The organism is Candidatus Poriferisodalis sp. (genome assembly GCF_965237655.1).
GTDB lineage: Bacteria > Actinomycetota > Acidimicrobiia > Acidimicrobiales > Poriferisodalaceae > Poriferisodalis.
On record NZ_CBDEGB010000002.1, the window covers coordinates 1825949 to 1850732 of the forward strand.

General features: G+C 65.3%; 30 protein-coding genes. 10 read left to right on the forward strand and 20 right to left on the reverse strand.

Features of this window, described 5'->3' with window-relative positions; translation table 11 throughout:
• Positions 1 to 19 precede the first annotated feature (19 nt).
• Complete coding sequence (locus ACPXYO_RS16550; RefSeq protein WP_423922905.1) at positions 20 to 931, reverse strand: haloalkane dehalogenase; 912 nt, start codon at positions 929 to 931, stop codon at positions 20 to 22.
• Positions 932 to 935: 4 nt separating this feature from the next.
• The gene (locus ACPXYO_RS16555; RefSeq protein WP_423922908.1) at positions 936 to 1787 is read right to left on the reverse strand and encodes a ribonuclease Z; all 852 of its coding nucleotides are present in this window, start codon (positions 1785 to 1787) and stop codon (positions 936 to 938) included.
• A gap of 583 nt (positions 1788 to 2370) precedes the next feature.
• Here ACPXYO_RS16555 and ACPXYO_RS16560 point away from each other — a divergent pair.
• Together ACPXYO_RS16560 and ACPXYO_RS16565 are read left to right on the forward strand one after the other, a co-directional pair.
• On the forward strand, positions 2371 to 2916 hold the full coding sequence (locus ACPXYO_RS16560; RefSeq protein ID WP_423923895.1) for an O-acetyl-ADP-ribose deacetylase: 546 nt from the start codon (positions 2371 to 2373) through the stop codon (positions 2914 to 2916).
• Positions 2913 to 3326, forward strand: a complete 414-nt coding sequence (locus ACPXYO_RS16565; RefSeq protein ID WP_423922911.1) for a c-type cytochrome — start codon at positions 2913 to 2915, stop codon at positions 3324 to 3326. Before ACPXYO_RS16560 ends, ACPXYO_RS16565 begins: the two co-directional genes overlap by 4 nt.
• Before the next feature lie 10 nt (positions 3327 to 3336).
• On the opposite strand, the gene ACPXYO_RS16570 is transcribed toward ACPXYO_RS16565, so the two are convergent.
• Positions 3337 to 4509 (reverse strand): mandelate racemase/muconate lactonizing enzyme family protein, encoded by a 1173-nt coding sequence (locus ACPXYO_RS16570; RefSeq protein ID WP_423922914.1) that lies wholly within the window; start codon positions 4507 to 4509, stop codon positions 3337 to 3339.
• A gap of 151 nt (positions 4510 to 4660) precedes the next feature.
• Here ACPXYO_RS16570 and ACPXYO_RS16575 point away from each other — a divergent pair, with 151 nt between their 5' ends.
• From ACPXYO_RS16575 to ACPXYO_RS16585, 3 genes are all read left to right on the forward strand, one after another.
• Positions 4661 to 5752, forward strand: a complete 1092-nt coding sequence (locus ACPXYO_RS16575; protein WP_423922917.1) for a zinc-dependent alcohol dehydrogenase — start codon at positions 4661 to 4663, stop codon at positions 5750 to 5752.
• A 60-nt stretch (positions 5753 to 5812) separates the two neighbouring features.
• Positions 5813 to 6256, forward strand: coding sequence for a PaaI family thioesterase (locus ACPXYO_RS16580; RefSeq protein WP_423922919.1), 444 nt, complete (start codon positions 5813 to 5815; stop codon positions 6254 to 6256).
• A gap of 164 nt (positions 6257 to 6420) precedes the next feature.
• Complete coding sequence (locus tag ACPXYO_RS16585; protein WP_423922923.1) at positions 6421 to 6765, forward strand: hypothetical protein; 345 nt, start codon at positions 6421 to 6423, stop codon at positions 6763 to 6765.
• Positions 6766 to 6783: 18 nt separating this feature from the next.
• Here ACPXYO_RS16585 and ACPXYO_RS16590 read toward each other — a convergent pair whose 3' ends face one another.
• The 11 genes from ACPXYO_RS16590 to ACPXYO_RS16640 form a co-directional block, all read right to left on the reverse strand.
• Positions 6784 to 9066 carry an arylsulfatase gene (locus ACPXYO_RS16590; protein ID WP_423922926.1) on the reverse strand — a complete coding sequence of 761 codons (2283 nt, stop codon included), beginning with the start codon at positions 9064 to 9066 and terminating at the stop codon, positions 6784 to 6786.
• Between the two features lie 74 nt (positions 9067 to 9140).
• Positions 9141 to 9293: a hypothetical protein gene (locus ACPXYO_RS16595; RefSeq protein ID WP_423922929.1), complete on the reverse strand. Its 153-nt coding sequence runs from the start codon at positions 9291 to 9293 to the stop codon at positions 9141 to 9143.
• A gap of 211 nt (positions 9294 to 9504) precedes the next feature.
• Entirely contained in the window at positions 9505 to 9804 is a 300-nt protein-coding gene (locus ACPXYO_RS16600; protein ID WP_423922932.1) for a hypothetical protein, read from the reverse strand.
• Positions 9805 to 9891: 87 nt separating this feature from the next.
• A complete protein-coding gene (locus tag ACPXYO_RS16605; protein WP_423922935.1) occupies positions 9892 to 11049 on the reverse strand; it encodes a redoxin domain-containing protein in 1158 nt (385 codons plus the stop codon).
• Between the two features lie 31 nt (positions 11050 to 11080).
• Positions 11081 to 11884, reverse strand: coding sequence for a hypothetical protein (locus ACPXYO_RS16610; protein ID WP_423922938.1), 804 nt, complete (start codon positions 11882 to 11884; stop codon positions 11081 to 11083).
• Entirely contained in the window at positions 11824 to 12597 is a 774-nt protein-coding gene (locus tag ACPXYO_RS16615; RefSeq protein WP_423922940.1) for a hypothetical protein, read from the reverse strand. The genes ACPXYO_RS16610 and ACPXYO_RS16615 overlap by 61 nt, the downstream gene beginning before the upstream one ends.
• Entirely contained in the window at positions 12594 to 12971 is a 378-nt protein-coding gene (locus ACPXYO_RS16620) for an acyl-CoA dehydrogenase family protein (RefSeq protein ID WP_423922942.1), read from the reverse strand. The genes ACPXYO_RS16615 and ACPXYO_RS16620 overlap by 4 nt, the downstream gene beginning before the upstream one ends.
• Before the next feature lie 22 nt (positions 12972 to 12993).
• Positions 12994 to 14400 carry a carotenoid oxygenase family protein gene (locus ACPXYO_RS16625; protein ID WP_423922945.1) on the reverse strand — a complete coding sequence of 469 codons (1407 nt, stop codon included), beginning with the start codon at positions 14398 to 14400 and terminating at the stop codon, positions 12994 to 12996.
• Positions 14400 to 15866, reverse strand: a complete 1467-nt coding sequence (locus tag ACPXYO_RS16630) for a N,N-dimethylformamidase beta subunit family domain-containing protein (protein ID WP_423922948.1) — start codon at positions 15864 to 15866, stop codon at positions 14400 to 14402. The genes ACPXYO_RS16625 and ACPXYO_RS16630 overlap by 1 nt, the downstream gene beginning before the upstream one ends.
• A 42-nt stretch (positions 15867 to 15908) precedes the next feature.
• Positions 15909 to 17486, reverse strand: a complete 1578-nt coding sequence (locus ACPXYO_RS16635) for an FAD-dependent monooxygenase (RefSeq protein WP_423922951.1) — start codon at positions 17484 to 17486, stop codon at positions 15909 to 15911.
• Between the two features lie 190 nt (positions 17487 to 17676).
• Complete coding sequence (locus tag ACPXYO_RS16640) at positions 17677 to 18102, reverse strand: PPOX class F420-dependent oxidoreductase (protein ID WP_423922954.1); 426 nt, start codon at positions 18100 to 18102, stop codon at positions 17677 to 17679.
• A gap of 15 nt (positions 18103 to 18117) precedes the next feature.
• Here ACPXYO_RS16640 and ACPXYO_RS16645 point away from each other — a divergent pair, with 15 nt between their 5' ends.
• Positions 18118 to 18432: an alpha/beta fold hydrolase gene (locus tag ACPXYO_RS16645; protein WP_423922957.1), complete on the forward strand. Its 315-nt coding sequence runs from the start codon at positions 18118 to 18120 to the stop codon at positions 18430 to 18432.
• A gap of 34 nt (positions 18433 to 18466) precedes the next feature.
• Here the strand turns inward: ACPXYO_RS16645 and ACPXYO_RS16650 are convergent, their stop codons facing one another.
• From ACPXYO_RS16650 to ACPXYO_RS16675, 6 genes are all read right to left on the reverse strand, one after another.
• A complete protein-coding gene (locus ACPXYO_RS16650) occupies positions 18467 to 19003 on the reverse strand; it encodes a DUF1697 domain-containing protein (RefSeq protein ID WP_423922959.1) in 537 nt (178 codons plus the stop codon).
• Complete coding sequence (locus ACPXYO_RS16655; RefSeq protein WP_423922962.1) at positions 18996 to 19145, reverse strand: hypothetical protein; 150 nt, start codon at positions 19143 to 19145, stop codon at positions 18996 to 18998. Before ACPXYO_RS16655 ends, ACPXYO_RS16650 begins: the two co-directional genes overlap by 8 nt.
• Positions 19142 to 19801, reverse strand: a complete 660-nt coding sequence (locus ACPXYO_RS16660) for a class I SAM-dependent methyltransferase (RefSeq protein ID WP_423922964.1) — start codon at positions 19799 to 19801, stop codon at positions 19142 to 19144. The genes ACPXYO_RS16655 and ACPXYO_RS16660 overlap by 4 nt, the downstream gene beginning before the upstream one ends.
• 12 nt (positions 19802 to 19813) lie before the next feature.
• Complete coding sequence (locus ACPXYO_RS16665; protein WP_423922967.1) at positions 19814 to 19936, reverse strand: hypothetical protein; 123 nt, start codon at positions 19934 to 19936, stop codon at positions 19814 to 19816.
• A gap of 194 nt (positions 19937 to 20130) precedes the next feature.
• Entirely contained in the window at positions 20131 to 20652 is a 522-nt protein-coding gene (locus tag ACPXYO_RS16670; protein WP_423922970.1) for a type II restriction endonuclease, read from the reverse strand.
• Between the two features lie 321 nt (positions 20653 to 20973).
• The gene (locus ACPXYO_RS16675) at positions 20974 to 22101 is read right to left on the reverse strand and encodes a DNA cytosine methyltransferase (RefSeq protein WP_423923897.1); all 1128 of its coding nucleotides are present in this window, start codon (positions 22099 to 22101) and stop codon (positions 20974 to 20976) included.
• A gap of 156 nt (positions 22102 to 22257) precedes the next feature.
• On the opposite strand from ACPXYO_RS16675, the gene ACPXYO_RS16680 reads away from it, so the two are divergent.
• The 4 genes from ACPXYO_RS16680 (at position 22258) to ACPXYO_RS16695 (ending at position 24614) form a co-directional block, all read left to right on the forward strand.
• Positions 22258 to 22596, forward strand: a complete 339-nt coding sequence (locus ACPXYO_RS16680; RefSeq protein WP_423922973.1) for a hypothetical protein — start codon at positions 22258 to 22260, stop codon at positions 22594 to 22596.
• Between the two features lie 45 nt (positions 22597 to 22641).
• Complete coding sequence (locus tag ACPXYO_RS16685; RefSeq protein WP_423922976.1) at positions 22642 to 23232, forward strand: transposase; 591 nt, start codon at positions 22642 to 22644, stop codon at positions 23230 to 23232.
• The gene (locus ACPXYO_RS16690) at positions 23174 to 24193 is read left to right on the forward strand and encodes a transposase (protein WP_423922979.1); all 1020 of its coding nucleotides are present in this window, start codon (positions 23174 to 23176) and stop codon (positions 24191 to 24193) included. Before ACPXYO_RS16685 ends, ACPXYO_RS16690 begins: the two co-directional genes overlap by 59 nt.
• A 268-nt stretch (positions 24194 to 24461) precedes the next feature.
• Positions 24462 to 24614: a hypothetical protein gene (locus ACPXYO_RS16695; RefSeq protein ID WP_423922981.1), complete on the forward strand. Its 153-nt coding sequence runs from the start codon at positions 24462 to 24464 to the stop codon at positions 24612 to 24614.
• Positions 24615 to 24784 lie beyond the last annotated feature (170 nt).

The following is a 24784-nucleotide window of genomic DNA, read 5'->3' on the forward strand; positions in this document are numbered from 1 at the left end:
GTCGCGGCGAACCGGGGTTTCAGCTTGTAGATGCGATGAAATTGGCCAGCACAGCGGCCAGCTCGGGGCCGCTGTCTTCCTGGACGAAATGCGCGGCGCCCTCGAGAGTTATGTGGGCTTGACCCTGTGCGCCGGGTATCCGAGTCCGGAACGGCTTGTCAGCACCTTGAGTGACCGGGTCACTGTCGCTGAAACAGCAGAGGAACGGCTTCGTGAACTGCTCAAGCAGGCCCCAGGCCTCACGGTTGGCAGGAGCCTCGGGATCGTCGGGCGAAGTGCAGACGAAGGACGGCCAGATGCGTGCGCCAGCCTTGTAGGAATCGTCAGGGAACGGCGCGTTGTACGCGTCGACCTCCTCCGCAGAAAGGTCGGTCAGGCACCCGCCGTTCACGATGTCTCCGATCGGGAAGACGGGCGATTCCTGGGAGTACTTCTGCCACGCCATGAACGCATCGCTGGGCCTGCGGTCCCCTGTGGGCAGCCCGGTGTTGGAGATCGCCACACGAGCGAAGCGATCGGGCTGGGCCGTCACGAGACGCAGGCCGATCAGACCGCCCCAGTCCTGGCCGAAGAACGTGATGTCACCCAGATCGAGGCAGTCGAACACCAGGCTCGACATCCAGTCGACATGGCGGGCGTAGCTGTAGTCGATCATCTCTGCGGGCTTGTCACTGCGCCCGAAGCCAACCTGGTCGGGGACGATCACCCGATGGCCTGCATCGGCGAGCGGCTCAATCATGTGCCGGTACAGATACGCCCATGAAGGCTCGCCGTGCAGCAAGAGCACTGGAGCGGCGCTAGCTGGCCCTTCGTCCAGGTAGTGCACCCGCAGCGTGCCGCCGACACCGTCGGGGACTTCGGCGTAATGCGGTTCGAAGTCGAAGTCGGGAAGACCCTCGAATCGTTCGTCGAGTGTGCGCAAGGTGTGCATGAGCTCAGTCTCCGTTGTCGGTTTCGGATGGGACATCGACACGATGCAGGTCGTCGCCGACCTCGATCACGCCGTCGAAGTGGGCTGCCGCCATGTCGTGCCATTCAGCTCCGCCGCCGGGCGGGAACGGCGGCACGTAATGCGTGAGGATGAGGGTGCCCACGCCCGCTCGCTGGGCGGTCTGGGCCGCCTCGGCTGGCGATGAGTGGTACTCGAGGGTGTCCTTGATCCGCTGGAACGGCAGCTGAGCGATGACGTCCTTGTTGATCACCGTGTGCACGAGCGCATCGGCACCGTCGCACAGGCGATCCAGCCCATCACACGGCACCGTGTCACCTGCGGTCACCACCACGGCACGGTCATGCTCGAACCGGTATCCCACGCTCGGCTCGACTGGGCGGTGGTCCGTCGGAGCGCACACCAGCGTCACCGCACCGCCGAGCTCGATCGGGCCGTCGCTCACTTCGGTCACGGTGACCGGCGGCGGGTAGTCGAGGTCGGCGTGGTGGGCGATGCGGTAGCCGATGTCTGGCCCGAGCGACGCCAACAGATGCTCCACGACGGCCGCCGTGCCGACAGGACCCACCACGACGAGCGGCGTCGGCTCGAACGTCATCACCCACCGGGTCGTGATGACGTCGTTGAGGTCAGTGATGTGGTCGCTGTGCAGGTGTGTCAGCAGCACCGCACTCAGGTTCGGCGCGCCCACGCCAGCGGCCGCCATCCGCATCAGCACGCCGCGCCCGGCGTCCACCAGGTAGTGCTCGTCGCCCGCCGAGACCAGCGTCGCCGGCCCAGCCCGGTTTGGGTCAGGCAATGGACTGCCCGTACCCAGCAGAGTGACGGCGAGGCTCATGCGGCGATCCGATCGTGAATTTCGAAGCCTCGGCCCGCGAGCACCCCATGTCCCGACGCGTCGTCCTCGGCGCGCCAGAAGCTAGTGGTGCACCCGTGTGTTACAGGTTTGATGCTGCACACTGTCCATTGGTCACATCGCCGAGGAACCGAGCGCCCCACTGATGACTCAGCCGACAATCGACAGCATCCCGGTCGCCTACACACCCCCGGGCGGGTACGACGCCTTCCCTGCGCCGGTGCTTGCTGGATGCGTCGAGCCGATCCCCGATGGGGCACCAGCCATCGGTGGGTTGTGGGAGACGGTCGATGTGGTTGTCGACGGCGAGAACGTGCCTGATCATCCCGGACTCAACCATGTCCAGCGCATCGAGCAGGCGGGAGATCGAGTGGTGGTCACCGGCGGCGGGATCATCCACGACATGCGATGTGACGGCACCGAGGCCAACGGTGTCCACGACGTGGCCGAGTTCGACAAGTTCACCCCCATCGGTGTGATTGCCACCTACGAGAACGGTGTTCATGTCCTGCGGCCGATCGGTATGGACATCGAGGTCAAGCGCTGGCGAGATGGCGAGCACATGATGTGGGAGTACCTCGGCTACACCGCTCGACTTCGCCGCATCGGCCCGCTCCTTGAGGTCGTGCTCGGCGACATCACTGTTGAACGCGTCGACGCCATCGTCAATGCCGCAAACGAGACGCTGTTGGGCGGCGGCGGTGTGGACGGCGCGATTCACCGCGCGGCGGGGCCAGAACTGCTCGCACACTGCCGCACACTCGGGGGCTGTCCCACCGGGCAGGCCGAGATCACGCCGGGTTTCGGGCTGCCTGCTCGCTGGGTGATCCACACTGTCGGTCCCATCTGGGGTGGCGGCTCTCACGGCGAGGCCGAACTGCTGGCCTCGTGCTACCGGGAATCACTGGCCAGGGCCGACGAGGCGAGCGCTCGCACCGTTGCGTTTCCGGCCATCTCCACCGGCGTCTACGGCTACCCCATCGCGCCTGCCACGCAGATTGCGGTCGATACCGTCCGCAGCACACCCACCGAGGTCGAACTCGTGCGCTTCGTCTGCTTCAACGACGAGGCCCTCAGCGCCTACCACGCCGCCCTCGGCCCCACGCCATGAAGGCGCAGCGGTCCCACGCGTTTGCTGTCGCGGTTCTCGCAGCGTCCCTCGTCGCCTCGGGATGCGGCTCTACGGATGCAACGTCGGAGGCCGCGATCGGCACTCAGGCCGATTCGACAGCAAGCACCGACGCTCCCGTCGACGGCGCGGCGACCTACCAGCAGTACTGCGCTGAGTGCCACGGGGTCGACCTACGCGGGACCGACAAAGGCCCGTCGCAGTTGTCCATCATCTACGAACCCGGCCACCACAGCGACTACGCCTTCCGCTCAGCCATCAGCGAAGGCGCGCCCGAGCACCACTGGTGGTTCGGTGACATGCCGCCAGTCGAAGGCATCTCCGATGACGAGATCGAAGCGGTCATCTCGTTCGTCCGCGCTGAGCAAGAACGCCTCGGCTTCGAGGAATAGCCCACTGCGCCTACGCCGTGGCTGCGTCGATCTGCTCGCGGGTCAGCTCGATGCCGAAGCCGGGTGCGTCGCTGGGCACGAGCCAGCCATCTTCGGGGAGCGACATGCCGGGGGTGGAGCGCCAGGCGTTCATCAGCGTCTCGCCCGGCGGGCAGCCGACGTACATCTCGGCCCAGCGGTTCTGAGGCAGGGCGTGGCTGAGGTGCTGACCGTAGCTGTCATTGCAGCCCCCGTGCAGGGCCATCTCGATGCCCGACGACGCGGCGACAGCCGCTATCCGCAGCACTGCGGTGGCACCCCCCACCCACTGAATGTCCGGCTGCAGCACATCCACGAGTCGCTGCTGGGCGGCGTAGGCGAAGGCCCGGTCGGTCAGCCAGCGCTCGCCCGCAGCCAGCATCTGCGTGGGCAATCGTCGGCGCACGTCGGCGTATCCGGGCCAGTCGTCGGGCTGGGCGTAGTCCTCGAGCCAGGTCAGCCGGTACGGGGCCAGTGCCTCGCCGAGGCGCACGGTGTAGGAGGCATCTAGCGACGACCAGCAGTCGAGCATGATGTCGGCATCGGGCCCGAGTTCTGAGCGAGCGCTCGCCACCAGACGCTCGGTCTCGGCAATGCCGGCAGTGCCTGATCCGGGCCCGACCGAGCCGGCCAGCTTGAAGGCGTCGAATCCCCGGTTGCGCGAGTCGTCGAGGTCATTGCCGGTCGCATAGCAGCGTGTACGTTCCCTGGCTGGGCCGCCGATGAGCTCGTAGACGGGTCGGCCCAGGACCTTGCCCTTGAGGTCCCACAGGGCGAGGTCGACCGCGCTGAGGGCGTAGGCAGCCAGTCCCGCCGTCCCAAAAGCGCTGTTAGAACTCCGGCTCATCATGTTCCACAGCCGTTCGATGGAGAGAACACTCTCGCCGGCGATCATGGGGCCGAAGAAATCGTTGATGATCGGTACAACCGGCCCTGCCTGGCTGGTCATGCCGACGCCGAAGCTGCCATCAGAGGCAGTGACGACGCACAGAACGTCGTCCCAGGGAGGCTCGAATCGCATCGCCTGGCCGGCGAAGCTGCGGTCGCTCGACAGCGCATGCATCATGCCTGTCGAGTCCCACGACATCGTGAGCGGAGCGGTTCGCCCGAGCACTTCAGGCCGCCGTAGCGGCGCCGCCGTCACCTCAACGATCGTCGCGGTCATCGTCGCAGCGTACGGGTGCCCGCTTTGATGATGTGTCCTGCAGCCGGCTCTGCGGCGCCGGTGACCTAACGTCTTCTGCGGCATGCCGGGCACGCCACAGACTGGCGTCGGCACCACCGCGCTGCTTGTCGCCAGATGAGGGTCAGCTTCGATGACATCTGCAACTGGACTGGTACTCACGTCACCTCGCTCGTTCGAGCAGCGCAGCTTCGACCTGCCGGACATCGGCGCCAGCGACGGCCTGCTGCGCATCGAGGCATGCGGCCTGTGCGGCACAGATCACGAGCAATACACCGGTCACATCACCAACCCGCATGCGTTCATTCCGGGTCACGAGGTGATCGGCGTGGTGGAGGAACTGGGCAACGCTGCCGCTGGGCGCTGGGGTGTGAACGCTGGTCAGCGAGTCGCCGTTGAGGTGTTCTTGTCCTGCCGGGAATGCGTGCAGTGCCGGGCAGGCGTGTATCGGCGCTGTGAACGCAACGGGCTGCGCACGATGATCGGCTTCACCGATGCCGACACGCAACCGGGCTTGGGCGGCGGCTACGCCTCGCATCTGTATCTCGGACCCGACTCGATGCTGATGCCGGTGCCCGACGAGCTCGATCCGGTCACCGCCACGCTGTTCAACCCGCTCGGTGCCGGCATCCGCTGGGCGGTGGAGATCCCCGAGACCCAGCCGGGTGACGTCGTGGCGATCCTCGGACCGGGTGTTCGGGGCCTGTGCGCCGCGGCAGCCGTGAAGGAGGCCGGCGCGAGCTTCATCATGATCACGGGCCTCGGAACTCGCGATGCAGAACGGCTAGCCCTGGCACCCTCGTTCGGTGCGGACCTCGCCGTGGATGTGTCAGAGACCGACCCGAATCGTGCGCTACGCGAAGCGATCGGGCGCAAGGCCGACGTCGTGGTCGACGTCACTGCGAAGGCGCCCGCCGCATTCGCTCAGGCTGTCCAGCTCGCCCGCCCCGGAGGCACCATCGTGCTCGCTGGCACCCGCGGCTCGCCCGAGACACCGGGCTTCGACCCCGATCACATCGTCTACAAGGAGCTGCGGATCATCGGAGCCCTCGGCGTCGACGTCGGCGCCTACCGCAAGGCGCTCGACCTGCTGGTCTCAGGCCGCTACCCATTCGAAGACCTGCCTCGCCAAGTCGCCGGCTTCGACGACCTTGAGCCGCTGATTCAGCTACTCGCCGGAGAACGTTCCGGCGTGCCGCCAGTTCACGGCGTCTTTGCGCCGTGAACCATCAAACACAGCACGGCGTTTTTGCGCCTGAAACCTCCCACCTCTAGGAGCCATCCCGTGAGCCGTCCGGTCTTTGAAACCTTCAATCAGGAGTGGGCCGACAAGGTCATCGGCCGCGTGTCCCGCTCGGGCATCGACGGCTATCTGGGCATCAAGGCGGTGGAGTTTGAAGCAGGCCGCCTCGTATGCGAGATGCCGATCACCGACGAACTGATCACGACGATGGGCACCATGCACGGCGGCTGCCTGTCTGCCATGTGCGATCACGTGCTCGGCGTGGTCATGTACCCAGTCATGCCGCCCGGCTATTGGGCAGCGACGACCGAGTTCAAGATCAACCTGCTCGCTCCCGTCACGGGCGGCACCTGCGTCGCCACCGCCGAGATCATCTCGATGAGCAAGCGACTTGCCGTCGTGCGTGTCGAGATCACTAACGGCGAGCGGATGGTCGCCGTCGCTCAGGGCACAACCACCATCGTCGCTCCCAAGAACGCTTCGTAGGCAGCGCCCGCTGGTGCGGGCTAGGTCGCTACGAAGTACTGGTGCCGAGTATCTCGGAGATTGAGGCTGCCGCGGGATATTCATTCGGATGTTTTTGATGTGTTTCAGTATCTTCCGGGTGCAGGCCAGCGCTCCCACCGGGCCGCATCAACGAAGGCACTACGATGGATTCCACTGTGATCGCGGCAATCATCAGCGTGCTGGGAGCGGGCTTCCTCGCCATGCTTGGCGTGTTCATGCGAGGCCTGCGAAACGACATCCGCACTTTGCAGACCGACATCCGCTCCGAGATCGCCGCGCTGCGCACCGAGATACGCGCCGAATTCGCCGCCGTGTGCGCCGAGATGCATGCTGAGTTCGCCGCTGTGCGCGCCGACATCGCTCAACTGCAGCAGGCCGTCGCACGGCTCGAGGGCATTGTCGGCGAGCACAGCCGACAGCTCAGCCGCTTCGCCGACTATGGCGAGCGCATCACCTCACTCGAAGCCGCCCAGCTCAGCACCGCCTAAGCCCAGGTGCAGCAGTGCCTACTGGCGGGCCATCTCGGCTCGGGCGGTGGCGGCGATGTCTGCTGCAGTGCGCGCCGCGAGGTTGATCTCGACCTCATGCAGGGTTCCGGCAAATGGGAACGAGCCCTCATAGCGCTCTGACACCGTCGACCCGTAGTCGAGGCCGATGCTGGCACCCAACGACGAGATCATCCGCATCATGAACGGCAGCTCTGCCTCGCCTGCCGGCTGGCCATCGACCCCCAGTTCGACGATTCCGCCTGCGCCTTCCGTACGTCGGAAACGCACCGACAACTCGCAGTCGCCTTCGGGCACTTCGATGGACGACTCCACGATCGTATGATCCGCGAACGCGTTGTAGTCCACGACGAGGCGTTCGTTCTGGACGAAGGCCGAAACGCCGGCGCCCGCACTGCCCGTCGCCCAGATGACACCGTCTTCGCCCGCCTGCCGACTGACTCGGGCGACGAGATCGAACATTCGCCCGCCGGCAGACGGGGACGCTTGCGAGGGAATCCGGGACATCGGCGGCCGGTATAGGTAACGCCGGCTCGACGGGTGCGGCGAATTCTCCCGCAGCGGCGCCGCAAAGAGACCGATGCCACGATCGTCGAGCGGCAGGACGCCATGGCGCTCGGCCTCGGCCCACCACAGGCCGATGAGCTCGGTAAGGCGTTCGGGCTGGTCGCCCGCGAGATCGTTGCACTCAGAGGGATCGGCCCCGAGGTCGAAGAGCTCCCACTGTTCAGTGTCGAAGTCGTCGCCCGGAACGTGCCGTATGACCGCTTTCCACCAGATGTCGTCGAGGAGCGCGACCAAGGCACGTGACCCGGAATTCTCGAAGTACTGCAGCGTGTTCGTGGCTGGGGCCCCAGGGTTCGCGAGCACCGACGCAAACGAACTGCCTGTGACAGGGAGCTGATCCATCCCCCGGAACGACTCGGGCGGCGTGACACCGAGCAGCTCGTAGAGGGTGGGGGTCACGTCGGAGACATTGACGAATTGGCTGCGCTTTGTACCTCGCTGATCAGCGGCGATGCCCGCAGGCCAGTGCACGACCATCGGCACGTGCACCCCGCCCTCATGGGTGTTCTGCTTGTACCAGCGGAATGGCGAGTTGCCGCATTGGGCCCATCCCCACGGGTAGTTGGTGTGGCTCTTGGGTCCGCCGATGTCGTCAAGGTGCTCGACGACCTCGTCGACCGACTCCGGAAGCCCGTTGAAGAACTTGAACTCGTGCATGACGCCGAACAGTCCGCCCTCCTGGGAAGCGCCGTTGTCGGCCATAACGATGAAGATCGTGTCGTCGAGCAGGCCGAGATGCTCGAGGCCGGCAACGAAACGGCCGATCTGATCGTCGGTGTGGTCCAAGAACGCCGCGAACGCCTCCTGCAGCCGACACGCCAGCTTCTGCTCGTTCAGAGATAACTCGTCCCATGGCTTCACGCCTGGGTTGCGCGGCGCCAACACGGTGTGCGGCGGGATGACACCCAGCTCGAGCTGCCGGTCGTACCAGCGCTGCCGCACCACATCCCAGCCCTCGTCGTAGCGGCTCCGGTACTTGGCGAGGTATTCCGGCGGCGCCTGGTGCGGGGCATGGGTGGCACCGAACGGCAGGTACGCGAAGAACGGCCGATCCGGCCGCACTCCCTTGCTGTTGTTGATCATCTGCAGCAGCTGATCAACGAGATCCTCGCTTAGGTGATACCCGTCCTCGGGCCGTCCAGGCGGGTCGATGGGGTGATTGTCAGCGACGAGCTCGGGGAAGAACTGGTCGGTCTCGCCTTCGAGGAACCCGTAGAAGCGATGAAAGCCCCGGCCCAGCGGCCATTGGTCGAACGGTCCGGCGGCCGAGCAGTCCTGTGTCGGCGCAAGATGCCACTTGCCTGCACCGAACGTGGCGTAGCCCCTGGCACCGAGTACCTCGGCGATCGTGGCCGCGTGGTTGGTGATGTGCCCGATCTGATGCGGGAAGCCGGTCTGGAAGTTCGCTACTGATCGCATGCCGACAGCGTGCTGCGCTCGCCCCGTGAGCAACGACGCCCGGGTCGGCGAGCACAGCGGTGCGACGTGATAATTCGTGAACTGGACGCCGTTCGCGGCGAGAGCATCCACATGCGGCGTGTCGATGTCTGACCCGAAGCAGCCGAACTGGGCAAAACCGGTGTCGTCGAGCAGGACAAACACGACATTCGGGGCTGCAGGAGGCGCATGGGGGTGTTCCTCAAACCACGGCTCAGACTCGGTGATGGTTCGACCGATGCGGCCTTGGAATGACGGGTGTGCACTGGGGATGGCCATCAGTGCCCTCTCGTCGGCATGATCGCCCGACGCTATGCCACCGTCCCCGCGGCATGCGAGACAGTGGCCGCCCCTCAGACAGCGATGATGTCGACGCGCAGCCTTGCGGCGTCGGCGAGTGCACTGAGATCGTCAGGATCGGAGGTCAAGATCTCATCGTCGTGGTCGCACAATGCGACGAGCGCCGCATCGATCGCATCGGCGAGGCCCGAGCGCGCGAGTAGCACTCCCGCCCGTCGCCCGAGCGCATCATCGAGAGGCTCCGTTCGAATTCCGCGCAACGCTCTGGCCAGTCGGGTTTGACGGCCCGTTCCGCCTCGCCATACCTGAGCAATCACGCCCCCGTGCGTCATGGGTGGACGGCCCGTGCGATGCGCTATCGACAATCGCTCCCAAGTTGCAAGATCGTTGCGTTCGAGGGCAATCAGCGCCCCCGAATCAAGTACCAAACTCACCTCGCGCCTTCCGTTCGCGCAATCTCGCCCGGACTTGTGCCGCGGCTTGGCGATCAAGGCGTCGTCGTTCTTCCAGCGCCTCGTCGGTGATCTCGCCGAATTCGGCTTCATAGTCCTCGATAGCCTCGGCCAACGCTGCGAGGAGACGCCGCTTCTCGCTCTTGGCTGCCATCGCTTCGTTCACCCACGCACTCACAGACGATGCGTCCCCGGCATTCACTGCGTTACTCGCAGCCTCGATGAGATCTTCATCGACGGTGACGGTAATTCGGCGCTTCGTCATACCTTCATCATATTTTCATACGCGCACCTGCGTGGCCTGCCGCGAGGTCCATCGCCGCCGTATCTGTGGGAGGCATGAGCCTCCCCGTCACCTGCGGCTGAGCAGGCTCTTGATCCGCTTGACGGCGGGTGTCCAGATCCAATCCGGCTGCGTGACTTGGTGATGATTCTCGCCGGGCAGCTCCATGGGGTCGTAGTAGTTCTTGTCAGAGTTCTTGCGCATGTCCGTCGTCCGCTTCAGCACTTGCATGTGTGCGTAGGCGGTTCCCTTATGTGTCCAGCCCTGCCGGTGGTAGTTCCAGTTGTCCGGTGCCAAGCGTTGCGCTGCTTCAAAGTGCCGCAGTGCACGCTCACTGTCGCCTCCCGCTTCGAAGTGCAGCGCGAGCTTGAACGCCGGTTCCGCCAGCAGCGTGTCATCGTCGACCGGCTTGCGGCGAGCGGCCAGTTCTTCGCTGGACCAGACGAACTCGCTGTCCGTTCCTCGCTCGATCCAGTCGCGAGTCGCAGAGGCAAACGCGTCGCTGCCGATGCGGACCTTGCCGAGTCCGAACTTGATCGTGGTCTCGGCCGGGTACACGCCTTCGTTGCTGCGAACGATGCGCCCCTCTTCGTCGATCCATGCGGCCGACGGCACGTTGACCCAGCCGAACAACGAACTGATCCGGTGCGTCGGGTCCACAACGCTCCGGTACGTCGGCGAGGCCCGGTCGAGCCACTTGCCGGCTGCGGCCTCGCCTCCTGAATCCTGGGCCACACCGATCAACTCGAATCGGTCAGGGCCGATCGAGGTGTAGAGCTCCTGCCAGACCGGCAGGCTGATCCGGCAACCTCACCAAGAGGCCCAAGTGAACAGCACCACCTTGCGACCGCGTAACTCGGACATTCGCAGCGTGTTGCCGTCGCGCTCGGTTATCTCGAAGTCGGGGGCAAGCCCCGATTCCAACCCAGATCGGCGAATCTCCGGCACCGAGCCCAGGCTCCACGCACCGCCGTCGCGCACATGCTTCTGGCCGATCTTGTCGGCAAAGGCCGAGTAGCAGAACCACACCCAATCATCGGCATCGGCGATCCATGCTTCACGCTCGGGCTGGAATAGCGGCACGCACAGCTCCCCGAGGCACACCCCCTCGGGTTTCAGCTGCCAGCCGGTGGCTTTGGACAGCTCATCGACCCGCACCCACAGCGCACGCGTGTCATCGGTGCGCTGTGCGACGGTGCTGGTCTTGTCGTTGGCCAGGATGATCACGGCGCGCCCTTGCCTCGGCCGATCACCCTCATTATGGAAGACCCCCGCCGGGTTCCAGACCCAGCACCACCCGGCCGTACCGCTCATAAACGGCGTCGGTCACCATGAGGTGCGACTGCACCGTGTAGATGTCCCGCAGGATGCGCTGCATGTCGTTCGCAAGCATCACCGCGCTGCCGCCGGCATACCGGAACAGCCCGCTCACGACGTCGATCGCCTCGTCGGTGCACCACACGGCGACTGCTTGGGCCTCAGTGACGAGCGCTGGGTCCGGTGGCCCCTCGGCCGCCGAGTCGAACATGGCCTCAATTGCCTCGGCCATCCCGGCTGCGCACGCGTTCATCCGGATGGTGCTCTGGCCGATGGCTCGCTGGAACACCTGCCGATCGGCGATGCTCACTGCGCCAAGGTAGCCACGCTTCTTCTCGATGGCGGCTTCGCTCATGGTTTGCAGTGCCAGGCGACCCAGGGCGTACGCGAAGCTGCCGTGCTCGTTGATCACGTAGCCGGGCAAACCCAGGCGGTGCAGCGCCCCTCCCCGCATGTGCTGAGGACCCAGCAGATCAATGGCGAACCGATCAGGCACGAACACATCGTCCAGCTCGTAGTCGCAACTGCCCGTGCCGCGCATGCCCAGGGTGTGCCAGTTGTCGTGCAGGATCACCTCGCTCGCGGGCACGAGCGCCCTGATCAGCGGCGGTCCGTCGCAGAACACCGGCATCATCACCCAGTCGGAGTGCTCAACGCCGCTGCCCCAGGCCCACCGGCCGGCAATCAGATGAGCGGCGTCGTCGGCTTCAAGCCGAGCAGTGACCGGCCCATCTGCTCGCGGCACATGTCCGACTCGAAAAAGGCGTGCGTGGCCAGCATGTTGATGTCCCGGAAGAACCGCTGCACCGGCGAGTCGGCGGCGAAATTGGACGTGCCCGAGTGGTGGATGATGTCGTTCACCGACCGACGGCAGTGGTCCACCACGAAGCCCGCCTGTGCCTTGAATCGAATGCGATCCGACAGGCTGAACGTGTGGCCAGAGTTGGCCAGCTCAATGGTCTCTCGCACCTGATCGGCAACCAGCCGTTCCGCGACCAGGGCCGCTGCAGCAGCCTCGCCGAGCTGAGCGTGCGCCAACTTGTCGTCTGCCACGACGGCACGCGAGTGCGTCCGCACCCGGTTCTTGACGATGTGCTCGAAGGCAGTGGCCGCGCCCCGCAGCCCGCCCGAGAACACCGGCATGGCTTCGCAGTAGATGAATGGCATGAGCGGCAACAGGTACAGCGGGTCGTTGTGCAATCGTGCGCCCGGCGTGTCGCCGTCGACGAAGTCGATCAGCCGCAGCACCCGGTGCCCAGGAATGAAGACGTCGCGTATCTCGAAGTCGTTGCTGCCGGTGCCGGACATCGCGGCCATGTGCCAGCTGTCGACGAGAGTGGTCTCGGTCGCACGCATCGCCACGATGTAAATCTCGCCGTCGGTGCCCCGGCCGCCGGTGCACACCCAGTCCGCATGGACGATTCCCGTGCCCCACGGTGAACGTCCCGAGGCGATCACACCGCCATCGGTCGGCTCGATGCGGATCGTGGGCGCCGTGGTGACCGGGATGAGGGCGTAGTTCTTGCCATCGAAGAACTCTGCTTGGGCCTCTTCAGAGAAGCCATCCAGTTGTGGCCGCTGTAGAAGGCCAGGATCCAGCCGGTGGACATGCAGGCTGCGCTGATGATCTCCACGACTTCACGATGGGTGTGCAGCGAGCCTTGCAAGCCGCCCCAGCGCCGGGGCACCAGGATCGAGAACAGCTCAGCGTCGATGAGTTCGCGAATCGTCTCGTCGGGCGGACGGCGCATGGCCTCCGCATCGGCTGCTCGCTCCGCGACGACGGGCTCCAGCTCGCGAGCCCGGCCGACAAGTTCCGCGTGGTCTGTCATCAGCTGTGTTGCCGCCGGGTGCTCAGGTCGCCTCGGGCGGCGCGACAGCGGCGTCGGGCACCCAGTTGCCATGGAAGCCGTAGGGCACACGCTGCGGCAGCGGTACCCGGGCTACAGGAGCACGGCCGAGATCCCGAGCGTCGAGGATGACCAGTTCGCTGCCGTTGCTTGTCTCGTCGTAGACGAACGAGATCAGCCAGCCGTCGTCCTCGGCGGTCCCGTCGGGATCGGGAATGAAGACCGCCTCGCCGCTCCCCCGGCCGGGGCCGTGATCGTGAAACACCGCTATGCCGGTGTCGTAGTCGATCTTGTAGTTGGCGCCGGGAATGAGGCCGTCGGCGACGCCGACCGTGTAGCCGAAGCGGTGCTTGCGGGCGGTTCGATCGCCCCGTACCTGGGGGAATTCGTGGAACCGGTCGTCGACCCGCTGCTCCGACACCCGGCGGCTCACCGGATCGACGATCCAGCGGTCCAGCGTCGGCTTGGAATCGCCTGCTGGACCCAGCAGATCCCGGTCGAACATCTTGTCGTAGCGGCACAGGTCGAGCACCACGCGCCCGTCGTCGTCCTCGTAGGCGTTGAGCGGGTGGAACACGTAGCAGAGCCCGACGTCACACCAGATGATGTCGTCGGCGCTGCCCTCTCGCGGCAGCAGCCCAACGCGGGCGCCGTAGTCGGGGTCCCACCGGAAGGGGAACGACGACTTCCCGCTGAGCGCGATCTCGAGATCGACCGTGACCGGCAGGTCGTACACCACCGCGTAGTTCTCGGTGAGGGACATGTCGTGGATCATCGACATGCCACCCAACGGGATATCCACCGTCTTGCGCACCTGGCCGTCCGTGCCGATCACGACGTACTCGATGTGATCCAGCAGGTCCTGCCACGCATAGCAGATGGCATGTATCTCGCCGGTGGCGGGATCCACCTTGGGATGAGCGGTGAAGCCGGTCTGCAGCGTCCCGAAGAAGTCGTTGCGGCACACCGTGTCCAGCTCGTAGCCGAGCTCGGCCGGCAGACCACCGGCCTCGACAAGCGCCCAGGTAGTGCCTGCGTAGCCGCCGACGCTGGTGTTCGGTGAGAAGTCGAGGCCACGGCTGGGTCCGGGGACCGGGGGCTCGCCGAACGTCTCGGTGACGTCGTGACCGCGGACCCAGCGGTTGCGATACCACTCGGCGCGGCCCCCTCGCAGCCGAACGCCGTGCACCATGCCCGTGCCGGTGAACCAGTGGCTCGTCGCCGGATCGGTCGGCACCACCGGGTTCGGCCCGTTTCGCAGGTAGCGGCCCTCAAAGGCTGCGGGAATCTCCCCGATCACCTCGAGGTCGAACGCAGTGACCTCTTCAGTCACACGAGCAAAGTTGCCCTCGGTGTAGTTGTTCTGAGGCTTTGCCTCGGCAGCCTCGGCGGTTTCGGCGGTGTCAGTCATCAGGGACTTCCCGGTTTGTCGCCAGCCAGATCGACGTGCCGGCCTATGACGTTGCGAGTCACGGTAGCGACGTCGTCGTGCTCAAGGCCATAGGCCCAGTCGGTGCAGCCCGTCGTGAAGACCTCGCCGAGGCCCCGCCGGAACCATCCCATCACGGCGGCCCCATAGGCGAAGCGTTCCCGGTTCTCTGGTGTGTCGCCGCCGCCGAGGCGCTCAGTCACCCAGTTGAGCTCGCCGACGTAGCTGTCGGGCAGCCCTGGCGGTGCCTCCGAGGTCTCCCACAGGTGCGCCGGCGCCGTGCCCAGCACCTCGAAGTTCGCCGGGGTGCCACCGGATCCGGTGCTGACCGGTAGCCCGTCGACCAGGGCCAGCTCGCAGCCGTCGCACTCGTAGCCGACCACCACCGGCTCTGCCCCCACAACGTCGCCGGCTATCAGCCGCAGACCGTCGAACGCCCAGTGGCTCGGTCGCCAGATCGTGTACCCGCCGGATCCCTTCGGCGCGCTGCGGCAATGGGCATAGCCACCCCGTGTGAAGCTGACGCCGGTCATCTCGGACTCGGGCCGTCCTGTCAGGGGGTCGCTCCACATGGTGGACACCGTGTGCTCTACCTCGGTGCCCATCACGGGGTCGAGGTGGAAATCGAGCTTGTAGCCGATCACCCGGTCTTCCTCGCCGAAACGGACCTGCCAGAACGAAGTGTTGCCGGAGAAGAATGCCACAGCGCCGCCGGCCTCGACCCAGCTCTCGACGTGATCGCGCATCTCGGCCGACCAGTACTCGTCGTGCCCGACGCTCAAGTAGAGGCGGCGCCCCTCAAGCAGGTCGGGTTGGGTGTGGAGGTCGAGGCTCGTCGCGTAGTCGAGGCTCACGCCATTGCGCTCGGCCCAGCTCACGAAGAGCCGCTCCCAGTTGGCCCAACCCGCGGCGGCGGACCAGAACGAGTAGTTGTCGAAGTAGTCGTCGACTTCGGCGCGGGGCAACTGACCGAAGCGGGCGACGCGATAGCGATGAGGGTCGGGCTTGTCGAGGAAGCCGCGCGGCAGCGGACGTTGCTGGGAGGACTCGTGGCCACCGGTGTAGAAGCTCGGCCCGCCCCAGTCGTTGTAGGCCGCCCAGGTTGAGGTGGACAGTACGAGCAGAGTTTCGCCCGGCTCGGTGGCCCGTACGACGAAGAACGCTTCGGCGACCTCACCACCAGATGACCGCAGACGCAAGAGGTGGAAGCCCGGCTGCCACTGCGGGTCGATTTCGAGCGAGAGCGATGGGGTCCAGCCACAGCCCTCGGTGGCGCAGTCGTCAGGCACCGGCTGTTCGGTGACCGGCAGCTTCCAGGAACCCACCGAAGTCTCATCGGCACCGATTCGCAGCACCTCGACCCGACACGATCCGCCGGCGGCGCTGATCATCAGGTCGATGGTGTCTCCCGCCACGCCGCTCTGTGGCCAGCAATAGCCCGCAATCATGCGGCGACCGTAGCGACCGTTCCGCCGCGACGCTTCGGCAGCTCAGCCGGCGGTCAGCTGGAATGCCGCTCGATAGGCATCGCACACCGAGCGCTCGGCGCCGCCGACGAAGCGGCCGAGCAGCACGCTGTTCTCGAGCATGGCGACATAAGCCGACTCGCCGAAGAGCGCCTTGCGTTGGCGTTCATCGGGGATCAGTAGCGTTGTCCCCTCTGACTGCGTTCGCGTGCCATCGACGACGGCGTACAGATCGGGGCGGATGGAGGCGGGCAGCGATTCGAGCCCGTCGAATTCGCCCGGTGCGATCGGCCCATCGGAGACAATCTTGGCCCGCTCGGGATGCAGCAAGGTGAGGAACGTCGCCGGGCCGCCGGATGGTTCCACCCGCACCCGCGGAAGCAGCTTGCGCAGGCTGGCCGGCACATCGTTGACCGAGTCGAGGGCGCGTGCTGTCGGGGCGATCTGGGCGGTGATGTCGATCGGTTTGCCGCGTCGCAGGCGGCTGATCGTTGCGCGCAGGGCGTTCGCCGGGGGCGAGGTGTTGAACAGCAGATTGCCCATCTTGAGGGCCTCTTTGATCGTGCCTTTCGTGTCTTCGAAGCACTCGGCCTGGTAGCGGTCGAGCAGCGAACTCGGGGCTGCGCTTACAGCCACCAGCTCGATCTTCTGGCAGAGATTGGGGGTGTTGCGGATGCCCATGTTGAGGCCCTGCCCCAGGAACGGCGAGGTCTGGTGGGCAGCGTCGCCGCAGAGGAACACATTGCCGAATCGCCAGCGGTTCGCAATGAGCGAGTAGAACTTGTACACGGTGTGGCGGATCAGCTCGGTGTGGTCGGGGTCTGAGAACGGGGCGATGAGCTCCCGGATCCGCTCCGGCGACTGGAGCTCGAGGATGTCGTCGCCGGGATTGATCCTGAACTCCCACCGCACGTGGTTCTCGACTCCCATCGGCAGGTAGGTGGTGGGTCGCTCCTGATCCACGATCTGGTAAGCGCACCCGTCGTCGCCGACGCGGTGCTCGGGTGCAGCTATGGCGTCGACCACCAGAAACGACACGTTGTCACCGAGCAGGGACAGGCTGCCTCCGGCTTGCTTGCGAACGAAGCTGTTCGCCCCGTCGCATCCGAGCAGGTATGTCGCGCTCAGCTCGCGCAGCTCGCCGCTGGTGAGCTTCTCGATGGTGAGCTGAGCCTCTTCGTCGCTGTAGAGCTTGCGAGCACTCCAGCCGTAGAACGTGTCGATGCCGTCGGTGGCACCGATCACGCCTCGCAGGACGTCCTCCACCTGCGGTTGCACGAACCAGTTGCGGGTGTCGCCGACTTCGAGGGCGGTCTGCGCGAACGGCTCGTTGAGCCTGTCCTTGTCGAGGTAGTAGCCCGCCCTTGGGGTCCGCCGCAGGGAGATGCGCTCGAAGTCGTTACCCAGGATCTCGGCGAGGATGGCACAGGAGTACGCATCGAACATGACCGCCCGCGGATACGGGTACGGGTACTCGCTCTCCTCGATGAGGCCGACGCGCAGCCCGGCTCTCGCCAAGTGCAGGCTGGCGACGCATCCGACCGGCCCGCCGCCGACCACGACCGCGTCGTAGTGCTGCCGATCAGCGAGCGTCCCTGACACCGCCGAAACCCTAAGCGGGTGGCGCAACCGGCAGCCCCGACGTCCTCGACTCTGCGCAGAAATGCCGCCACAGACGGCAAATTTGCATACAGAAAGCGTGACATCAGTTTTCCGAGACGTCACCTATGGACGCGGCCTCTACACGGCACCGCCGGGCGGTGACGCGCCAGGGTCGTTGTGCGGCTGCCGCCTATGCCGGGGTGTGCTCGAAGGGCAGGTTTTGGTACTGGTACTGGTTGACGGTGACCCGCAGCACGACGCCGTCGTCACCGCGCGTTGGGAACGGCTTGCCCGTGTACTTGTGGCTGAGCGCATCCAAGGCCGCCATGGCAGGGTCGGGCTCTACCACGCAGGTGCCGCGCAGCTGCAACTCCTCATAGGGGTTGTCGATGTCGACGATCGAGATGGCGACACGCGGGTCACGCAGCACGTTGCGCGTCTTCAGCGAGTCCTGTCCCGTCGCAATGGTCACGGTGGATTCGTCGGCGAGATCGATCCAGACCGGGTCGAGCTTGGGCGACCCGTCCGCACGGAGAGTCGCAAGATGGGCGAAGTTCGGACTGCGCACCAAGTTCTGGGCTTCAGCACTCATGATCTTCGGTGATGGCGTGGTCATAGGTCTTCTCGCTTTGTGGATCAACCGGACGGGCTCACCGTAAGCGAGCGTGACGAGCTGCTTGACGACCGGGGCCTCTACAAGCTGCTGCAGCTGAAGCCCAACGCCCGGATGAGCTGCTTCGCCCTGATCCCGGACTCAGCCCACTTCCACATCATCGAGAACCCCGCCGCCTGCGCCGACGCAATCCGCGATTTCGTCGCCTCCGTGAACGAAGTTCGATCGGTGTCAGATCCGCTGCGTCGACACGGTCGGCCCACGCTTCAGGGGCTTCGGCGCGTTGAGCCCTCGTCTTGCTCATTGCCTCCAACTTCCCTTCAGGAATTCTGAGTGAGCAGCCATGGCATGAAGGATCGCGGAGCCTTCAGAACTTGGCGACGATCTTCCCCAACGTGTTCCAGTTGCGGGCCGTGGCGACGACGCCGAGCCGCTTCTCGAGATGGGCGTACGAGAGGGTCATTGCCTTGACGCCGTCCGGTGTCCAGACGTATGCCTCGGTGCCTTCGATCGCGAGGGCCTCGGGGCCGTGGTCCTGTTCCAGGAGCGCCGCCGCCGCCTCGGGGTCGGGTTTGCCGGAGAGAAAGTTCACCAAGTAGCGCGAAGGGTCGGTAACGACCGCTCGCAGCGGATTGCGGTCGAGCACCGCACGAACCTGGTCCGCCGTCCGGACGACGCAGGGAACGTTGACATCGAACGCCTCGCTGAGCAATCGCTTCACTACAGCGGTGACCTCGTCGGGCCGGGTCGATTCAGCCGAGACAATCACGTTCCCGCTCTGCAGGACCGTGGCCACGCCGGAGTAGCCCTCGTCGGTCAACCGCGACCTGAGCTCCGCCATGGGAACCCGGTTGCGAGTCCCGACATTGATGCCGCGTGGCATCACGAGAAAGCACTCAGTCATCGAGGCCGTCCCAACGCTGCCCGGTGAACAGTTCAGAGACGTAGGGAACTTCCAGATGGCCTGACGGGTGGTGGCGCTCAAGGAGCGTCTCGATGTGTCCGACGGCTTCGGTTTCACCGATCGCTTTGACTGCGGCCTTCATCTTGGTTGTCGATCGGAAACTCTCGATGACCAACTCATGGACATCGGCCGGGTCCACTCGGTGGTGGTCAACGTGACGCCGACATAGCCCGCCTCGTTCAGCTCGCCCGCCACATCGAAGCTGCGGTAGTCGCGCGAGTAGCCCGGGCTGTTCGCTTCCAGGAAGTCCTCGTAGTCGTCCAGAAATGAGGAGCGGTTCTGCACTCGGTTGTTCTGGATGATCCCGATCAGTCCAGTCGAGGCCAATACCCGTCCGGCCTCGGCGTAGAAGCGCTGCCGATCGAACCAATGCAGTGCCTGTGCTGTGATCACGAGACCTGCGGAGCCAGACTCAAGAGGCAAGTCCTCGACACCACCTTCGCGGAACTCAATCTCGGTGCCGCGGCTGTCAGCGATGGCCTGAGCGCGCATGCCGGTACCGGGTTCGATCCCAATGATGCGCCAGTGAGGCAACGCTGACTTGAGCTGGCGGGTCGAAATGCCCGTGCCCGAACCGATATCAGCTGCCACCTGCGGAACAGGGCGGTCAGCGAGTGCGCCACCCAGTGCAGCCCACAGCGACTCGGGATACTCAGTACGGGCGCGGCTGTAGGCGGTGGCAATCTCGTTGAACGCCTGTCGACCGTCAGCCACTGAGTCGGTGCGCGGTGACGGCATGCACCTCGACGATCACTTGGGCAGTCCGTGCTCGTCGTAGAGCACATCTCCGTGCTCGACGGACGAAGGGCCGTCGCCAATGAGCCCCGCACAACGCTCGCCGATGGCCTGTAGTTCGTGCGCGACGGTCTCCACACTTCGACAGCGCGTTTGGGGCTCCTGATTCGGCTCGCATGCGGCGGCTGACACAAGAGGTGAGCATATGAGCCCAAGACGAGCATGGATGGATGGCCGAAGCCGACTTACGGCCAGCTGCAGCTACTCGGTTCGTTCGGAGATGTCGACCAACCTGCGCATCAGCGACGGAGCGACCATTCCCGGCGCTACCACTACGTCTCCTGGGTGCCGAGCGCCCGACGCAACAGTCGTTCAGCTTCGGGCGACTTTTTCCACCTAATGCGCGGTGCCCGCCAATACGAGTAGAAGTCATCGGCTGAGGCGAACTCACCGTCACCAGCGACAAGGTCTTCAATCCTCGCGATCGATCCGATGTACTCCCGGGTGGCCGACGCTCTAGAGCGGGAGGCGATCCGCCACGTCTCGTGGGCAGTGACTTCCACGTCCGTGATGCGTTCCGGGCGTGTGGCGTCAAAGGTGTAGAGCACGACTACGGAGATCAATTCCTCGTACTCATCGAACGGCCGCAGGATACCGGAGAACTTGAGTTGCGGCCACAAGAAATAGGTGTTCCCCGTATAGAGGGCGATTCGATTATTCAGATTGCCGGTTGGCGTTCCTCTAGTGGATAGCTTGCGTCGAGCGCACTTGATGTCGACGGCCCGCGGCCCTCCCCCGAAAGGCGCTCCGAAGAACTCGAGGTCAGGGTACGACCGTTCGGAATCTGCCTTCAACGATCGAGGCGCCCTGCAGCTCTGTGACCTGTTGCGTCAAGTGCTGCCGAAGCTCGATTTCCATGACGTTGGCAAGCGCTGCCGGTTCACTGGGCAGTGGCAGCAGGTGGCCAAGATCCGCCAGCTGGGCGCGCAAGTCTTCGGATGAGCTGGCCTGTAGAGGCCAGCGATCATGGGGTGCATGCTCGCGGAACACGCCGACGATTGACGGCCTCCAACCATGCGTTTGTTCACGGAGCCAATCCAGAAGCGGGGAGTCCTCGGGTCAAGCGTGCTGCATCTCAGCGAGCCGAGCCGCGGAACCCCCGAAGGAGCCCGACCTCACATCTGCGCGACGAGGCCAGCGGCCACCCTCTCCGCCAGGAGCGGAGGAACTGCATTGCCCATCTGGGATTGGACCGACGTGCGTTTGCCCACGAGTTCGAATTGATCAGGAAACGTGAAAAGCCGCTTCAGCTCGGGTACCCGCAGCCGCCTGTTCTCCCAATGGAATGGGCCCACATTCGGACCGGGCTGCGCCTGAATGGTCGGCGACGGGCGACTCGGATCAAGCTTGAGCAGGAACGACCAGAACCGAGACCGCCACTCGAAGACCGGTTCAGCGTGTCCGCGCCGAGCCGTGAAGTGGAGATAGTTGTCGCCGGGCGGGACCTCTTCCAACAAATGCCCCCAACGTCCTCGAACGATTTCCTCCGGCTCAGGCTCGGTGACGAGCCCAGCCAAGGCTTCCCCGGTTGTCACGTGCGGTCGTGGTCCTCCGCCTGTCTTCCGCCGCTCCCAGTCGCCATGATGAGTCGCCGTCGGCAGCTCGGGAAGGCGCTCGCCTCTGCGGGCACCGACGACGAACAACCGGGGTCGAGACTGCGGTACGCCGTAGTCGGCGGCATTGAGCACCGCCCAGCGATGGTCATACCCCGCTGCCCTGATCTCATTCCTCAGGCGCACGAATGCCGGACGGCTGGCCTTGTTGTTGAACGTGAGTGCGTAGACGTTCTCGAGCATAAAAAACCGGGGTCTTGCCTGGGCGAGCACCGCTGTGTACGCCTGAAGGAGGCTCGCCGCGGGGTCGACGCCATCGCGCTTCCAGTCGAGCCAGAATCCCGACTTCGAGAAGGCAACGCACGGCGGTCCTCCGACGAGCACGTCTGGCCGTTCGCCTGCTCCGAACCCCCCGACGCGAAGGATCTCCTCGGCCGTGACGCCTCCGGCACGTCCCGTAGCAAGCGGATACAAATCGGCACGCAGAACTTCACGCAGTCCGGGGAAATAGGCTCCAGCGTTCTTCTCCATGGTGTCCGCGGCGTCGGCATCCCACTCGACAGCCACGGTCGTACGAAAACCGGCTGATTCGAGGCCGAGATCGAGCCCGCCAGCACCGGAGAACAAAGAGACGGCCGAACCCAGCTCCACCGACTCAGTGTGGCCTGCCGCGGCATCCGAGGCGCGCATACGTGAGGGCGTCCCAAGACTGAGCTGAACGCCATTCGTGCGACGGTCTCGGCGTCGGATCTTCATACCGCCAAGCTAGAAACACGGTGTGACAGGAATCGCTAGCGCTGGTCACATACGAGTTCATCACCGAGCATCTGAGGAGACAGGCTGAGCGTGGACCTCTCGGAATTCGTCCAAGCATTTGCCGATGGCATGAAGGCTGCCGATGTCGCGGGACCGGTTGCTGTCAACCAGCGATCAGGTGTGCCGTTCCGACCTGGCATCGGCCCCCACACCGAGAGCGCGACGATCGGCCTCGTGCTTGCGGCGCTCGACTCCGGCCGGCTGCCGCCAATGGAGCGTGAGGTCCCGTACCCGAGAATCGCTCGCCAGAAGTGTGATCTAGTCGTTACTGGCGAGCCAGGCTGGGCGATCGAGGTCAAGATGCTCCGCTTTCGCGGGGACAACAACAAGCCCAACGACAACATGCTGCTTCACCTGCTATCGCCCTAGGAGGGTGGTCGGAAAGTCCGGGGGTGGGTCCTCGTGTTGGGGGGCGTGATCGCGGATGATGGTGGGGTGCGCGGTTCGGCTGATGGTCAGGGTTCGATTTTCGATGTCGGGGTGTTGGTGGGCGGCCTGCTCGACACCGAGGGGTTCTTGGTGACGTTGGGGCAGGCTCGGGGCGAGCTGTTCTGTGATGCCGATTTTGATGCGTTGTATGCGTCTGGCCGGGGTCGGCCGTCGCATCCGCCGTCGGTGGTGGCGGCGTTGTTGTTGTTGCAGTTGTTCTATGGCGTGTCGGACCGTGAGGCGCAGCGGCGTTCGCGGTTCGACATGTCGTGGAAAGCGGCTTTGGGTTTGCCGCTGGAGCATCGGGGGATTGCTCATGTGGTGCTGGTGGAGTTCCGAGCGCGTCTGGTTCGCGCCGGGATGGAGTCCTTTTTTGGGGGATCGTGTCAAGATCGCTGCCAAGCGCGCCGGGGTGATCGGCCATCGCCGCACGATGGACTCGACCGGTGTGGCGGACTGCGTGCTGACCCAGGACACGATCACGCTCATCAGGTCCGGGGTCCGCAGGTGCGTCGGGGTGCTGGGCGGGATCGACGCCGATGCCGGGGCGGAGCTGGCGGGGCTGTTGTCGCGTGACGACTACGACCGGGGGGCCAAGCCGCAGATCATGTGGGCAGACCCCCAAGCACGGGCGGCTCTGGTCGCGGAGCTGTTCGGCGACGCCGAGACCGTCATCGGGTTCTGCGCCCGTTTCGGGGACCCGGGCCTGGCTGGGGCGGTCGAGCTGTTGAGGGTCGTGGCGGGCCAGGACATCGAGATCGCCGCCGACGACGACGGAGCCCAGACCCCGCGGATAGCTCAACGGGTGGCCCCGGACCGGGTCATCTCCACGGTCGATCCCGACGCTCGGCACGGGCACCGTTCGCGCACCGACCGCTACGACGGCTACAAGCTGCACGTGTCCGCGGATGTGGACTCGGACCTGGTCTGCTCAGCGGCCGCGACGCTCGCGACCACCCACGACGCCGCTGTGATCGAAGACCTCATCGACGCCGACCCGGTCCCGGTCGCCGAGATCATCGCCGACACCCACTACGGATCGGGGCCCACCCGCCAAGCGATGGCCGACCGAGGCATCCACCTCGTCGCCCCCGCCCAGCCGATCCCGGCCCGCGGCGACAAGCTCACCAAAGCCGACTTCGACATCGACCTCGAAGCAGCGACGGTCACCTGCCCGCAAGGGAACACCGCACCCATCCCGCCGCCGCGCGGCGCCAAACGGCGCCAGGCGCGGTTCGCAGCAACCGATTGTGCAGCATGCGAGCTCAAGCCCCGATGCACCACACGCGACGGCGGCCGAATCGTCGAGATCAACCCCCACGAAGAACTCCTCGCCCCCGCAAGAGCGCAACGATGGACACCGGAGTTCCTCAGCCGATACCGACTGCGAACCCAAGCCGAACGCAAAATCGCTCAGATCAAGTCCCGCACCAAAAACGTCCCCTGGCGCGGCCTCGACAAGGCCAACCTGTGGCTCGACCTGCGAATCGCCGCCCTCAACCTCGACCGCGCCGGCCGCCTCGGCATCATCAGGTAAAACACCCGCCCCGACCGGCGACCCCGGCCCCCACTGGCCGACCGACGATGCGCCTGGGCATCATCAAGCAGAACACCCGCGCCCAACCCACCCCGAACCACCGACCAGACAACCGCGCACGCTCAACAAACAACACACACCACACCCCAATTGCCGACCACCCTCCTAGGCCAAGCACCGCAGCGCCGTCACCGATTGCGTAAAGCTCGGCGAGTCTGGGTTCACACATCGCAAGGCAATCCTGATCTATGGCTACGAGGACGCCGACATGCCACTCATCGACGCCATCGACGCCTTCGAGACCCTCGCCTGCCAGCGTGCCGAGCTGGGACCGAGAAACGAAGCCGGCTTCGAAGGCCTGATCCACCCCGTGCACGCATCGGGATGCGTCTGCAGCTGGGAGATCCTGACAGGCTCCTAGGCCTGGCAGCCCAAGTGCGCTTCAGTCCTGGACTGGCGCCGTCACACCCCTTACGGCAACACCGGATGCATTGCCCTCACTGTGCCAAGTAGCAACGTCCGGACGGCCCGGGAGCAAGAGTTCAAGCTCGCACGAATCAAGGATCGACGTTGTCGACAGTAGGGCGCTCT